This window comes from Spongiimicrobium salis (assembly GCF_043678055.1).
Classification (GTDB): Bacteria; Bacteroidota; Bacteroidia; order Flavobacteriales; family Flavobacteriaceae; genus Spongiimicrobium; species Spongiimicrobium salis.
The window spans coordinates 589,602-604,222 of sequence record NZ_JBHEQA010000001.1 but is presented as its reverse complement, the minus strand read 5'-3'; the positions used below and the strand labels follow the sequence as shown (position 1 = coordinate 604,222).

At 39.2% G+C, this 14,621-nt stretch carries 11 protein-coding genes; 6 read left to right on the top strand and 5 right to left on the bottom strand.

The genetic code is table 11. From position 1 onward, the window contains the following. Window positions 1-6: 6 nt before the first annotated feature. Window positions 7-1,446: an SDR family oxidoreductase gene (locus ACEXOE_RS02740; protein WP_394747196.1), complete on the bottom strand. Its 1,440-nt coding sequence runs from the start codon at window positions 1,444-1,446 to the stop codon at window positions 7-9. 38 nt (window positions 1,447-1,484) lie between these two features. Next, the gene (locus ACEXOE_RS02735) at window positions 1,485-1,910 is read right to left on the bottom strand and encodes a hypothetical protein (RefSeq protein ID WP_394747195.1); all 426 of its coding nucleotides are present in this window, start codon (window positions 1,908-1,910) and stop codon (window positions 1,485-1,487) included. 120 nt (window positions 1,911-2,030) lie between these two features. On the opposite strand from ACEXOE_RS02735, the gene argS reads away from it, so the two are divergent. Together argS and ACEXOE_RS02725 are read left to right on the top strand one after the other, a co-directional pair. Then, on the top strand, window positions 2,031-3,809 hold the full coding sequence (gene argS / locus ACEXOE_RS02730) for an arginine--tRNA ligase (RefSeq protein WP_394747194.1): 1,779 nt from the start codon (window positions 2,031-2,033) through the stop codon (window positions 3,807-3,809). A gap of 28 nt (window positions 3,810-3,837) precedes the next feature. Continuing rightward, entirely contained in the window at window positions 3,838-4,689 is an 852-nt protein-coding gene (locus tag ACEXOE_RS02725) for a zinc-dependent peptidase (protein WP_394747193.1), read from the top strand. Here ACEXOE_RS02725 and ACEXOE_RS02720 read toward each other — a convergent pair. Continuing rightward, complete coding sequence (locus tag ACEXOE_RS02720) at window positions 4,666-7,221, bottom strand: TonB-dependent receptor (RefSeq protein WP_394747192.1); 2,556 nt, start codon at window positions 7,219-7,221, stop codon at window positions 4,666-4,668. The genes ACEXOE_RS02725 and ACEXOE_RS02720 overlap by 24 nt on opposite strands. Further along, window positions 7,202-8,113 carry a FecR family protein gene (locus tag ACEXOE_RS02715; RefSeq protein ID WP_394747191.1) on the bottom strand — a complete coding sequence of 304 codons (912 nt, stop codon included), beginning with the start codon at window positions 8,111-8,113 and terminating at the stop codon, window positions 7,202-7,204. The genes ACEXOE_RS02720 and ACEXOE_RS02715 overlap by 20 nt, the downstream gene beginning before the upstream one ends. A gap of 543 nt (window positions 8,114-8,656) precedes the next feature. Between ACEXOE_RS02715 and ACEXOE_RS02710 the strand changes: the two genes are divergently transcribed. Further along, the gene (locus ACEXOE_RS02710; protein ID WP_394747190.1) at window positions 8,657-10,405 is read left to right on the top strand and encodes a hypothetical protein; all 1,749 of its coding nucleotides are present in this window, start codon (window positions 8,657-8,659) and stop codon (window positions 10,403-10,405) included. 65 nt (window positions 10,406-10,470) lie between these two features. Here ACEXOE_RS02710 and ACEXOE_RS02705 read toward each other — a convergent pair whose 3' ends face one another. After that, complete coding sequence (locus tag ACEXOE_RS02705) at window positions 10,471-10,968, bottom strand: RNA polymerase sigma factor (RefSeq protein ID WP_394748486.1); 498 nt, start codon at window positions 10,966-10,968, stop codon at window positions 10,471-10,473. A 123-nt stretch (window positions 10,969-11,091) separates the two neighbouring features. On the opposite strand from ACEXOE_RS02705, the gene ACEXOE_RS02700 reads away from it, so the two are divergent. The 3 genes from ACEXOE_RS02700 to ACEXOE_RS02690 all read left to right on the top strand — a co-directional run bounded on the left by ACEXOE_RS02700 (window position 11,092) and on the right by ACEXOE_RS02690 (window position 14,619). Next, window positions 11,092-12,162, top strand: a complete 1,071-nt coding sequence (locus ACEXOE_RS02700; RefSeq protein ID WP_394747189.1) for a hypothetical protein — start codon at window positions 11,092-11,094, stop codon at window positions 12,160-12,162. Window positions 12,163-12,311: 149 nt separating this feature from the next. Then, window positions 12,312-13,649, top strand: coding sequence for a signal recognition particle protein (gene ffh / locus ACEXOE_RS02695; protein WP_394747188.1), 1,338 nt, complete (start codon window positions 12,312-12,314; stop codon window positions 13,647-13,649). 85 nt (window positions 13,650-13,734) lie between these two features. Beyond that, window positions 13,735-14,619 carry a bifunctional 5,10-methylenetetrahydrofolate dehydrogenase/5,10-methenyltetrahydrofolate cyclohydrolase gene (locus ACEXOE_RS02690; protein WP_394747187.1) on the top strand — a complete coding sequence of 295 codons (885 nt, stop codon included), beginning with the start codon at window positions 13,735-13,737 and terminating at the stop codon, window positions 14,617-14,619. Window positions 14,620-14,621 lie beyond the last annotated feature (2 nt).

Sequence of the window (14,621 nt, the reverse complement as noted above, 5' to 3'; positions counted from 1 at the left end):
TTTTTGTCAAGGGGTTTTGGCAATATTTTTAATCATTCCTCCAAAGATAAAATAATGGAAAGGAACAATACTGTACCAATACAATCTTCCCCGAATCCCTTTCGGGCGAAAAGTGGCGGTTTGATGGAGGATATTGTTTTTATCAATTTTGAATTCTAACCATGCTTCCCCCGGCAACCTCATTTCGGCAAAAAGGAGAAGTCGTTTTTCTTTTTTGTCGGCAAGAAGGACACGCCAGAAATCAAGGGCATCGCCTGGGGAAATTTTATCGGGATGTGTTCTTCCTCTTCGAAGACCGACACCTCCATTCAGTTTGTCCAAAAAACCTCTTAATTGCCATAACCAGTTAGCATAATACCATCCCGTATTGCCACCTATTTGCCAAATTTTTTCTAAGGTATGCTCTGGTTTTTGAAGAAGGACTTTTTTCTGGTCCGTCAATACCCCGAATTTCGGAACTTGAATGTATTGCCCCAGACTTTCTTTAAAACGTCCACTTATCATGCTGTCTTTCCAGCTACTGACAACAGAGTTCTGGGCGATTTTTTTAAAAGCCATGGTAATGGCTTCTTCGTAGGTGTGTGTCTTGTATTTCAGAAGTTCTTGAAGTCGATGATCTTTGGCCACAACTTCCATTTTCATGCTGTCTACTAAGTTGATGGCCAATTTATAAGAAGTAGAGGTAACAAAATACAACCAATAGGAGGATAGTTTTGGTGTCATAACGGGAACAGAGAATATCCAGTTTTTAAACCCCCTTACTTTAGCGTATCCCTTGAGCATTTCCTTATAGGTCAGGATATTGGGGCCTCCAATATCAAAAGAGTCGTCATAGGTTTGATGGTTTTGAAGCACTGCCGTCAAAAAATAGATGACATCCCTAATGGCTATAGGTTGGGATTTTGTCAACACCCATTTTGGAGTTATCATAATAGGGAGTTTTTCACAAATATCCCTGATGATTTCAAAAGAGGAACTCCCCGAACCAACAATAATACCTGCGCGAAGGACGGTAAGATGAAATGCGCCCTTATAGAGAATCTCTTCCACATTTTTTCGGGAGGACAAATGTTTAGATAAATGGGCGTCATTGACAATGCCACTTAAATAAATGACCTGTTGTACACGGGTATGGGCTAAGTACGCATTAAAGTGATGGGCGGTAGTAGCTTCTTGTTCATCAAAGTTTTTAGTGGACGAGCTCATAGAGTGAATCAGGAAATACGCAATATCGATATCTTGAGGTAGCTTATGGGGAGATGGGGAATCTAAAAAATCGATTTCAATAATATCGATTTTGACTCTGGTCTGAGTATCAATGGATAGTCTTTCGGCATTTCGTACCGCACAGATTACCTGATGTTCCAAACGCAATAATTCTTGTAGCAAGCGCATTCCTATATATCCATTTGCTCCGGTAAGTAATATTTTTAAAGGCTTAGGCATTCTTCAATACGGTGTTTTCAATGCATACTATGTTCTCGTTACAAATCGCCGATGGACGAAGGGGTGTGGTTTGCTTTATAGCTCAGGATTTTCTTGAAAAATTTCTGAATGGCCTTGGTATCGGATTTGACCTTAATAAAATAATGATCCTTGAAAATAGAATAGATCGCTGAATCTCCCTTGTAAATTGTGAGTTTGTACCAGGGAATCACCAAGGCATAGGTTTCTAAAAGCGAGCGAAACCGGACGATAATGCCTTTAGGGCGAAGTTCTATATTGCAGGTATTGACATTATTGTCCAAAATCAATAAATGGTATATTTCCAAACTCGTTTCCGTAATGAACAATTTTGGAGATCCTATACCACCCAGAGAAAAGCGTTCTTTCAGGGAAAATGGTTTTCCCACTGCGGCATCCACTTTTTTAGTAATCTCTTTGTTATTGTACGATACATTGACAAGCATAGGGAAAGGCAATTTTTTAAGTATGGACTTAAAGTTAACCAAAATAGCGCGGAATACCTTTTAGGTCCCTTAAAAGCATATTTTTTTACGTAGTTTTGTACGCTTAAATTGCTTTTATTGATGAATATTCAAGATATCTTGACTGCTAAAGTAAAGGAAGCTGCTTTAGCGCTTTTTGAAAAAGAACTTCCTGCTGTGGAATTTCAACCTACCCGTAAAGATTTTGAAGGGGATATTACTGTTGTTGTTTTTCCAATGCTTCGGCATATCAAAGGAAATCCCGTACAAATTGGGGAACAGATAGGCGCTTTTTTGAAAGAACAGGTTGCCGAAGTAGAGGGGTATAATGTGGTTAAAGGATTTCTAAATGTCATCATTGGTAATGCCTTTTATCTAAAATTCTTTGAAGATATCAGGGCTGTTGAAGATTACGGATATGCCACCACATTGGATGCAGATGCGGTCATGGTGGAATATTCATCCCCAAATACAAACAAGCCGCTCCATTTAGGGCATATCAGAAATAACTTATTAGGGTATTCTGTTGCTCAAATTTTAAAGGCTGCGGGCAAGAAAGTATACAAGACCCAAATTATCAATGATCGTGGAATTCATATTTGCAAAAGTATGTTGGCCTGGCAAAAACTTGGAAATGGAGAAACACCCCAGAGCACAGGTTTGAAAGGAGATAAGCTGGTGGGGAATTATTATGTAGCATTTGATAAGTGGTATAAGAAAGAGATTCAAGAAATGGTAGCTGCAGGAACAGACCCTAAAGTTGCTGAAAAAGAAGCTCCAATACTTTTAAAGGCCCAACAGATGTTACGCAAATGGGAAGCGGGTGATCAAGAAGTTGTTGCCTTGTGGAAGACCATGAACGGCTGGGTATATGAGGGCTTCGATGTGACCTATAAAAACTTGGGCGTCGATTTTGATAAACTCTACTATGAAAGTGATACTTATCTTTTAGGGAAAGATGTGGTTGCCGATGGATTGGAAAAAGGAGTTTTCTTTAAGAAAGAAGATGGAAGTGTGTGGATCGATCTTACGGCAGATGGTCTTGATGAGAAAATTGTATTGCGTTCGGATGGCACGGCCGTATACATGACTCAGGATATTGGTACGGCAATACAGCGGGTAACGGATCAGCCCGACATTGGAGGTATGGTATATACTGTGGGAAATGAGCAAGATTACCATTTTAAAGTATTATTTCTCATCCTTCAAAAATTGGGTTATTCCTGGGCCAACAGATTACATCACTTGAGTTATGGCATGGTAGATTTGCCCAGCGGTAAAATGAAGAGTAGGGAAGGCACTGTTGTTGATGCCGATGACCTTATGATAGATATGACCCAGACAGCCGAAGAAATTTGTACGCGTTTGGGGAAACTGGAAGGGTTTTCGGAAGAAGAGAAACAGGCTTTGTACAAAACCATTGGTTTGGCTGCCTTAAAATATTATATCCTAAAAGTGGATCCCAAAAAGCGAATTCTTTTTGATCCGGAGGAGTCCGTGGAATTTCAAGGAAATACAGGACCTTTTATTCAGTATACCTATGCTAGGATACAGTCTATTTTAAGAAAGGCAGATTTTGAATATTCCAATACCGTGGCCGAACTAACGGAACTTCATGAAAAAGAAAAGGAGTTGTTGAAACAATTGCAATTGTTCCCAGAGACCATACAATTGGCCGCTACAAATTACAGTCCGGCATTAATTGCGAATTATACCTATGATTTGGTCAAAGAATTTAATTCGTACTATCAAAACGTTCCTATTTTGCCAGAACCAGATCTTCAAAAGAAAATTTTCAGGGTGCAACTATCCGAGAAAGTAGGGAAGCTTATCAAGTCTTCTTTACGCCTACTCGGAGTGGATGTGCCGGATAGAATGTAGTTCAATTTAACAAAAGAAAAACCAATTTATGCAAGGAGTAGCGCTCTATATTGATGTTAAGTCAACCGTAGAGATTGCTTTTATGATTTTTTGCATATTGGTAGCCTTGGCCGTGTTGTATATGTTGTATTATGCGGTAGCCCTATATTTTATTGACCCTTATATTCGTCTAAAGAAACTATCCGTACGGGAAGAAGGTTTTATTTCCTATCATTTGCCTTTTTACCGAAAACTATCTCTGGCCCAGCGAAATAAATTTAAAAAACGGATCATTCGGTTTAGATCAAGAAAAGAAATTGTCTTTAATGGAGAGGTAGAAGACAAAGGCGAGATTATTTTGTTGATTAGCGCCACCGCAGTAATGCTCACTTTGGGACATCGGGATTACTTACTGGATTCGGTAAAAAGAATTATTGTTTACCCTTCACGTTATTATTCGATTTTTACAAGAAAAGACCACTATGGAGAATACAATGCAGGATTAAAAACGTTGGTTTTTGCTGCCGATCAATTACGGGAAGGTTTTAAGTTGCCCAACGACAATATCAATCTTGGTGCTCATGAGTTTGCCCATGCCTTGATCTTTAATATGAAGGGGAAATCATTCTTTCAAGGCTTCGATTTTAAAAAGGGATTGAAAAAAATGAAAAAGATATCGGGCGATTCCCAATTTATTCAGAAGGTAAAGGATACTAAATATTTTCGGGCCTATGGTCAGACCAATCTGCATGAATTCTTTGCTGTTGCAGTAGAAAATTATGTAGAGACCCCTGCTGTATTCAAAAAGGAATTCCCCGCCTTGTATAGCACCATGAAAAAAATGTTGAATTTTGATTTCAATAAGCCCTATTCCAAATTAGAAACTCACTCTAAAACTTAAATTGGGAGTAATGCCCAGCGAGATGTTTTCTATACGCTCTATTTCATCTTCGTCGTTTAAAATAAAATAGGTTTCCAGAATATTATTACGGTTGAAAAGATTCAATATGGAAGCACCAAGAGAGGCTTTGATTCCTGGAGTCAAATCAAAATTGTAAATGGCAGAAGCATCTACCCTGAGGTAATTGGGCAGCCTACTGCTGTTGGGGGGTTCAAAATTAATAGCTAAGGGAAAACTAGTATTATCAATGCCGGCATCCCCTTCCAAGGGTACGGTAATAGGTTTTCCAGTGCGATAGTTCACGCCAAGACCAAGCTTTAATTTTTTATAGGTATAGGTTCCAGCAAAGGTTAAGGTATGTCGGGTATCCAGATTATTGGGGAAAGTAGGGGGGACAATGTCCTCAAAGGTATAATTGTTTACATTGTAGGTATAGCTGAACCAGGTACTATAGCGGGCCGTTTTTTTATTGATAAGAAATTCCAGGCCCTTAATGGTATATCCTCCTATTTCTCCTCGAAATTGATTCTGATTTTGGAACCCCTGTGTAGAGGTACTGATACCGTCAACGTCTTTGTAAAAACCTTCCAAGCCTATATAAAGACTTTTTTGGTCGTACGTAAAGCCTAGGGAAAGCTGTTTACTTTTGGTAATGGGCAAGCGTTCCCCATCCGACAAAATCCATCGGCGCTTTTCAATACCCAAAAAGTTTTGCTCCAGATCAATGACCTGATTGGTAGTCTGATTTTTGAACTCCCCCAATAAGGTAGCCTTTATCTTTTTACTAAAGGAATAATTGAGATTGATCCGTGGTTCAATGATGAGTTCCTTGAAAGAATCCAAATTTTCAATATAGTTGAAACGGAATCCTCCTCTCAAATCTAGTTTTTCATTACGGGAACTATAGTCAAGGCCCGAGAAAAGGGCATGGGTTCTAATAACCCCTTTATTATTGCTTCTAAAGGGGGGAAGGCTTACGTCGGTAAGATTTACGACCCCTACTTCATTGAACTGGTAGCCATTGCGCCATTGGAGGTGGTCAAAAAAACGATAGGCGGTATTGAGTTTTATGGAGAAATCAATCACTTGATTGTTTTGAAAAAGCTGTTGCAAATTATTTTGTGAACTGCTAAAAGCATCTAGATTATAACGGGTATAGTACACATTCAATAAGCTGGAAAAATCTGGGGACCAATTGCTCTCTAAACTGGCACCTCCAGAAATATTGGTTTGATCCAAAGTACTTTCCGTAGATCTGGGCGTATTTGTAGATCGTTCCAAATAATCCAATCGGTTGTTGCTGTTCAGAAAACTAAACCGCAGTTTTTGCGTAGGGTTGATGTCATACAATACTTTGGCTGCAAAGTCCGAATAAAAAAAGTCCTCTTCCCGTTCAATATTATCGTTTAGGGATTGTCCGGTTCTAATTTCGGTATCCTGAAAGACACGATCAAAGAATTGATTGAAGGTAGGTGATTCAAAGAAGTCGGTAAAGGAGCGTCTAGCAGAAAATTGAAAAGCTAGGCGTTCTGTAATGGGCAATATCCCATAAAAATCCCCGCTCAAGAGATTAACACCACCACCACCTGAAAAAGAGGAGGTGATTTCATTTTTGGTCTGGATATTGATTACACTGCTAACGCCATCCCCATAGGCTACACTAGTACCATTTTTTACAATATCCACTTTATCTACCAAATAAGGGTTAAATGCAGAGATCAAACCGAAGAAATGACCAGATTGGTAGGTTTTTATGCCATCCCATAAAATAAGGTTTTGATCGTTGGTGCCTCCTCTTACATTGATGTCGGATACGGTTTCATTGATGCTTTTAATCCCAGGGAGTGCTTGAATGGTCTGTAGAATGTCGGGTTCTATAAGCCCGGGGATAATCCCAAATTCTTTCGTACTCAGACGGATGCTGGCATCTTTTTGTTTGCTTAGCCCTGAGGTCAGGAAGTTATAGAGAATTACCTCACTGAGTTCCTGATATTGTTTGGACATTAAAATTGGAGCGCAGGGAGTCTTGACCAGATCATTGGCTTGTACATACATAGGTTTATAGCCTAAATACTGAATGCGTAAAACCGCGGTTTCGGCTACTTCCCGAAATTTAAAATAGCCTTCGGTATCCGTGACCATAGCTTCCTTGGTATCCAATACTTCCACTGAGGCTCCCATGATCGTATTTTTTTCAAAATTATCAAGCACCCGTCCACAGATGGTAACCAAGGTATGCTTTACGATAGAGTAATAACGCGGATTGAGCTTTACGATTTTCAGGGAAGTCTGGCCTTCGATCGCCTTAAGGATTTCTGAGAGTGTATTTTGTGCAATGGGAAGTATGCTACTACCATCAATATCACTATCTACATAGGAAAATTTAATGTCAAATCTGGTTTCCAATTCCCCTAAATAGGAAATCAAAGGTATTTTTTGAGCTAGGGAATCCTGTGCCTTACCAATGGACATGGTAAAAAGGAAAGACAGCAAAAAAATAAGGGAAATGTGTTTACTGTTCGCTTTTGGCATAGAATAGTACCTTATCGTCTTCTAAATTAAACTTTATTTTAGAAGGGACACAAATACTTTTTAAAGCGAGGTCAATATTTTTATTGCTAAAGCTACCGGTAAACAACTGATCGGTATCAATATCCTTAATGTCCATAGAGATATTGTACTGTCGTTCAAACTCCTGTAATACATACAGAAGGGGAATACTGGTAAACGAACTTTCATCGTTTATCCAAGTGGGTTCATTATATTTCGTAGGAGGAACTATTTTCACATCATTATCAATGACCAAGAAAGAACTTCCGGCAGGGAGTTCGGTTTCAATAGCATTATGGGTAACACGCACCAAACCTTCATAGCAGGTTACTTCGAACAAGCCCGAACGTTGTTCCACATTAAATTGCGTACCTAAAACGGTAACTTCTCCGATAGTGGTCTGTACGGTAAATTTTTTTCCTTTGGCCACTTTAAAGAAAGCTTCTCCATCTAGAGTTAAACTTCGATCTTCATCCCATTTGCTTTCATTATAACTGATCTCGGAATCGGCATTCAGGATGATTTCAGAAGCATCGGGAAGTATGGCCTCACTATGTTCCGCATAAGAGGTAGTCACTGTTTTGTCCAATGAATTGGTGAAAAAATAAGCGCCCGTAATCAAAAGGATAACTGCAGCGGCTATTCGAGACCATTTCTTGATTGGAGATAAAGAAACTACTTTAGAAGATTCATGAACTCGTTTGGCCTTAATAGTGTTATAGGTATTCTCCATATCAAAATCGGGCCCTTCCAAAGTCTCGGAAGCAGCTATGATTTTCTGATATGAATGATAGGCATCGGTTTTTTTGAACTCTTCCAACTCTTCCTCGGAAAGTTCGTTATTCAACCATTTTGCCAAATAATTTTCTTGCATCTTTCAGTCACTATTGATTAGTATAACAACTAAAAATAGGAATACCCTACCATATATCGTTATAATCTTTATACAAAAACATCAAATATAGAATTTTATTTGGTCTTCAATCCCTGGTTAACCCTACTTCATGCGGTCCTAAAAATATTGAAATGAGGGTATAAATCATGCCTAATTTCCATAACGTAAAAAAACAACTATTGTTTTCATGAGCAATTCAGTATAAAATCCACGCCAAAAAAGAATGGAGCCCAAGGGGTTTTGTCTCGCTGCGTTGGATATCATTTTCTGGTTCATGGAAAGGGAACGAAGACTATTGTTTTTGAATAATTTTCATCCTTGAATTGGACAGAGGTTTCTTCGCTGGGATTTTTTTTACCCCAATACCACGTATATTTTTAAGATTGTGTAAACCCCTTTGTATTAAGGGTTTGAAGACTTTTTTTGATGTGTAAAAATGAAACTTGAAAAAATAAAAAAGGTAGGGTTTTTAAAAAACGGATTGTTTTACATGAACAGAAACAAATAAAAATCCCAAACTTTATGAAACATTTTTTTAAACTTCCGATGTATGTCATCATGTTCCTGATGACCCTTATTTTTAGCGCTTGTAATGAAGAATTTGAAGAGGTCGATTTGTTGCGTCAACAAGAAACCTTATCTGCGGATTCAACAATTGCTGAATTAATTTCCAAAACGGCTTCCAATGACGGATCCTTTGACAATGTCGTGGACGGTGCAAGTTGTATTGATATTAAATTCCCGTATACTGTTGCCGTAAATGGATTGGAACTTACCATTACTTCTAGGGAAGATCTACAGTTGATTGAAGAAATTTTTGATGCCTTGGATACTGATGATGATATTTTAGAAATTATATTCCCTATTACGATAACACTTGCCGATTTTACTGAAATTACCATCAATAGTCCTGCTGACTTAAGGGAATTGGTGGAAAGCTGTATTGAAAATGGAGATGATGACGATATTGAATGTATCGATTTCGTATATCCAATTACCCTTTTTACCTATGATGCCAATAATGAACAGACCGCTAGGGTTGAAATCAATAGTGACCTGGAATTACGTCGCTTTTTTAATAATTTGGAGGAAGGCGATGTTGTAGGAGTCGACTATCCTGTGACTTTAGCACTTTTTGATGGAACAACAAAAGTGGTCAATAGCAATATGGAATTGCAAGATGCGCTGGAACGTGCCAAAGATATTTGTGATGAGGATGATGACGATGATTTTAATGATGATGATTTTACCAAAGAGCGTTTGGATCATCTTTTAGTAGAATGCCCATGGTTGGTAAAAGAAGTGAAAAGAGATAATCAAGATAGAACGGATACCTTCTTTGAGTATGCCATGAATTTTAGAGAAAATGGTGAGGTTGTAGTTCGTGATAGGGAAGGGAATAACCTTATCGGTAGCTGGGCCACACGTGTTACGGATAATGGTGCCCTGCTTCGCTTGGAATTTGATGTTTTGGTCGATTTTACTTTGGAATGGATGGTGTATGATATTGGAGAACGTGGCATTAAGCTTTTCAATGGAGAAGGCAATCGTATTATTTTAAAGCAATGGTGCGAAATGGACGAAAATGAAGACCCTGATACTTTGCGAGAAATCTTAAGGGAATGTTCTTGGATCATCAAGAAAGTAAAAAATGAGGGACAGGAAGTACGTCGTTTGCTAGGTTATGCCTTTAGTTTTGAAGGAGACGGTGTTGTGACCTTGAGTAATGGAGAAAATACAGCTACTGGAAGCTGGGAAATTGGTCAGAATGCCCAAGGAGTTTTGGTTTTGGCAATCACCATGGGGTCGGAACCTGGAGTAAGTTTTGAATGGCCATTGCGCGATTTGGATGATTCTCGATTGAAATTCGAAGTTGAAGGTTTTGAATTGGTATTGCTGAGAGAATGCGAGGCTAATGGAGATGATGATATTCCTGAAATTAGAAATATTTTATTTGGAGGTGCCTGGACGGTAGCGCAATATATGAATGATGGTGTAGACCAAACCAGCGCCTATGAGGGATATAGTCTGGCCTTTGACCAGGACAACCGGGTAACGGTAAGTGAAGGTTCAGATCCCATCCTAGAAGGATTGTGGAGAGTGCTTAGAGATAATGAGCAATTCCTAAAAGTGTTCTTGAATTTTGAGGGGAACACGCTCTTTGAGGAATTGACGGACGACTGGGATTTTGTATCCATCACTACAAATCGTATTGAGCTGAAGGATACGGACGAATACGGTCACCTACGTACATTGGTGTTGGAAAAATAAACAGTGAACCCTACTATAATGTAAAGGATGGTATGCCCGCATATCATCCTTTTTTAAGTCAATTTTTATATACCATCAATATGTTGGCGTAGACTTTTTAACGCCAAATGCATTCTTTTTTCAATGGCCTTAACACTAACCCCCTCCATTTCGGCAATTTGGGCATATTTCTTTCCGTCGATCCTATTCAGTAAAAATGTGGTACGCTGATTTTCAGGCAAACTGGCCAGAGCCCGCTCCAATTTCTCTTGATATTGTTTTTCTTCCAACAAGAATTCAGGAGTTTCGTTAAAGGTATCGTTCCGGCTTTTGGCATGGTTAAGACGTACTTTTTCGGCCTTAATAATATTGAGGTAGGTGTTGTTGGCAATAGTGTATACATAGGACTTTGCCTTATCCGGATGTACTTTTAGACAGTTCTCCCATAATTTTAAAAAAGCCTCTTGCACAACATCATAGGCCTTTTCTTCGTTACCAAACTTATAATAGATATAATTGAAAATGGTTTTGGAGTTCGCTTTGAAAAGGGAACTGAAGACTTGTTCTTCACATACATTTTCTATATTTTTAGTATCCAATAGGTCCGAATATTTTTTTCAAAGATATCTTAAAAAAAGAAAATAAGTAGGGTATTTTTTTTTACTGTTGTTGTATAGTGGGGGCAAATCAACGAACTTTGAATCGTTATGGAAAAGTTTTATAGACATTTAAAAAGCTTTGGAATAGTTTTGTTGCTCCTACATGTAATGGCATGTCAGGTAGAAACCAATGAGCCTCCTATGACTGCAAATGGAGATGCTATTTCCGTAAATTCCCCAATGACCAGACTACTAAAAAGAACAGCGGCACATGATGGCTCTTTTGATAATATTGTAGATGGTGTAAGTTGTGTCTCCTTAGTGTTTCCCTATACCATAGAAGTGAATGACAAACGTTTGTCCATAGATTCCGTAGATGATTTTATTGAGGTGGAAGAGCTATTGGATGCCGATGAGGACAATCAAGATCAAATTATCATTTTTGTGCCCATAACAGTACAAAAACCAGATTTTACACAAGTAGTTGTAAACAGTATGGAAGAGTTTGATGCTATTGCGAACGCCTGTGTTGAAGGAGGAGACGACCTTGATATAGAATGCGTGGATTTTGTGTATCCACTCACTTTTTTTTCCTTTAGGGTAGAAGCCCAATTTACAGATACAGATGCTGTTAACTCCGACGAAGAGCTCACGCGATATCTAAATGGACTTTCCCCAGATGATTTTATCAGTATTCGTTTTCCCATAGGCTTGGAATTGGCCAATGGTACTAGAATCAATGCAAATGATGCTACGGAGTTGACCCAAGTATTACTGAATGCGGTAGGAGCCTGTGATGAAGATGACGATGATGATCATAGTGACGATGATTTTACCGAAGAAAACCTAAGGGGGCGTTTGGTGTCTTGTCCTTGGGATATTACGCGTTTGACCAGAAATGAGGAAGAGGTGCCTTTGGAAGAAGGCCGCTTGACCTTTATGCCCGACAATACCGTACTTTTTGAAGATGGAAATACTACTGAAGTGGGCCAATGGACCATATCTCCCTCGGATGACGGAGTGATCGTGGAACTTCAATTTGAAAATTACGAACAGCTCAATTTTAGTTGGATCGCCCATGATACAGGAGAAGGCAGGGTACGCCTTTTCGGGACCATCTACGACAAACTACTTTTGCAAATGGACTGCGATGATGTGCAGTCTGGTAGGCTGTATTGAATCTTTCCTCAAGGCTTTTGTTTTTTAGCGACAACATTTTGTGAAAAAATAAGCGAATACCCTTAAAATATCCCATGTAAATAGGGCTTTCATTTGCCTAACGATAGCATATTCCTTTTCTTTGCATTTCCCAATAATTGCATAAGATTATGTTTGATAATTTAAGTGAAAAGTTAGATAAAGCCCTTCATGTTCTTAAAGGACATGGACAAATTACAGAAATTAATGTAGCGGAAACCACCAAAGAGGTTCGTAGGGCCTTATTGGATGCGGATGTCAATTTTAAGATTGCCAAGGAGTTTACCAATAGGGTACGTGAGAAGGCATTGGGGCAAAATGTATTGACAACTTTGCAACCTGGACAGTTGATGGTAAAGATTGTAAAGGACGAGCTTACCGAATTGATGGGAGGAGAGAGCGAAGGAATCAATCTTTCTGGGAAGCCTTCTGTAATTTTGATGTCTGGTTTACAAGGATCGGGAAAAACAACTTTTTCCGGAAAATTGGCCAACTTTCTTAAGGATAAGAAAAGTAAGAAGCCACTTTTGGTTGCCTGTGACGTGTATCGTCCTGCGGCTATTGATCAGCTTCATGTGGTTGGGGAACAGATTGGTGTTGAGGTATACTCGGATCGTGGAAATACAGATCCGGTAGCCATTTCCAAAGCAGGTATTGCCCATGCGAAAACCAATGGTCATAATGTAGTGATTATAGATACTGCGGGTCGTTTGGCCGTTGATGAGGAAATGATGAATGAAATTGCCAATATTCATTCAGCCATTACCCCTCAAGAAACACTTTTTGTAGTGGATGCCATGACCGGGCAAGACGCTGTAAATACCGCAAAAGCTTTTAATGATATTCTGAATTTTGACGGAGTTATCCTCACCAAGCTTGATGGGGATACACGTGGAGGTGCTGCCATTTCCATTAAATCTGTGGTAGATAAACCTATTAAGTTTATCGGTACTGGGGAGAAAATGGAAGCCATAGATGTTTTCCACCCTTCCCGTATGGCCGATCGTATCTTGGGGATGGGGGATGTAATATCCCTTGTTGAGCGAGCCCAAGAACAATTTGATGAAGCAGAAGCTAGAAAGATCCAAAAGAAAATCGCTAAGAATAAGTTTGGTTTCGATGATTTCTTGAGTCAGATTCAACAAATTAAGAAAATGGGGAATCTTAAGGACCTTATGGGAATGATTCCGGGTGCGGGGAAAGCCCTGAAAGGACTAGACATTGATGATGATGCCTTTAAACATGTGGAAGCGATCATACATTCCATGACCCCTGATGAGCGGGCAACACCTTCAAAATTGAATGCAAGTAGAAAAAAACGTATTGCTAAAGGAAGTGGCCGTACCATACAGGAAGTCAATCAACTGCTGAAACAATTTGATCAAATGGGAAAAATGATGAAAATGATGCAAGGCGGTGGCGGTAAAAAAATGATGCAGATGATGAGCGGTATGAAAGGGGGACGCTAGTTGTCCACCCGAAATGCGCACAGCATTGACATAAACCAAGTGCATAAAAACCACAAATAAGCAGAGATCAATCCTAAACAAGCATATGGAGTTATTAGACGGAAAAAAAATATCCAATCAGATTAAAGAAGAAATTGCTGCGGAAGTAGTAAAAATGAAGGAGCGGGGGGAAAAAGTACCTCATTTAGCTGCTGTAATCGTAGGAAACGATGGGGCAAGTTTAACGTATGTTGGAAGCAAGGTGCGTTCGTGTAAACGTATTGGTTTTGAATCTACCTTGGTGCAATTGCCCAGCACCACCAGTGAAGTGGAACTCCTTAAAAAAATCGAGGAACTCAATAAAGATGAAGATATCGATGGTTTTATCGTGCAATTGCCCCTGCCAGATCAAATAGATACCCAGAAAGTTATTATGGCCATTGATCCGGATAAGGATGTCGATGGTTTTCACCCAACCAATTTCGGGAAAATGGCTTTGGACATGAGTACCTTTATTCCAGCAACTCCCTTTGGAATATTGGAATTATTGGAACGCTATAATATTGAGACCCAGGGAAAACGCACTGTAGTCATTGGAAGAAGTCATATTGTTGGAAGGCCCATGAGCATTTTAATGGGACGTAAAGGTTGGCCAGGAAACTGTACAGTGACCCAAGCCCATAGTAGGACCAAAAATATTGAAGAGATTATTGCCAATGCAGATATCGTTATTTCAGCTTTGGGAATACCACAATTTGTAAAAGCCCATATGGTTAAAGAGGGCGCTGTGATCATTGATGTAGGAATCACCCGCGTTCCGGATGAGACCAAGGAAAAAGGATATTATATTACTGGGGATGTGGATTTTGAAAATGTAAGCAAAAAGGCATCCTTTATTACTCCAGTACCTGGTGGAGTAGGCCCCATGACCATTGCCATGTTATTGAAAAATACCTTATTGGCTAGGGAACGGCATAGATCAAAAGGATAACA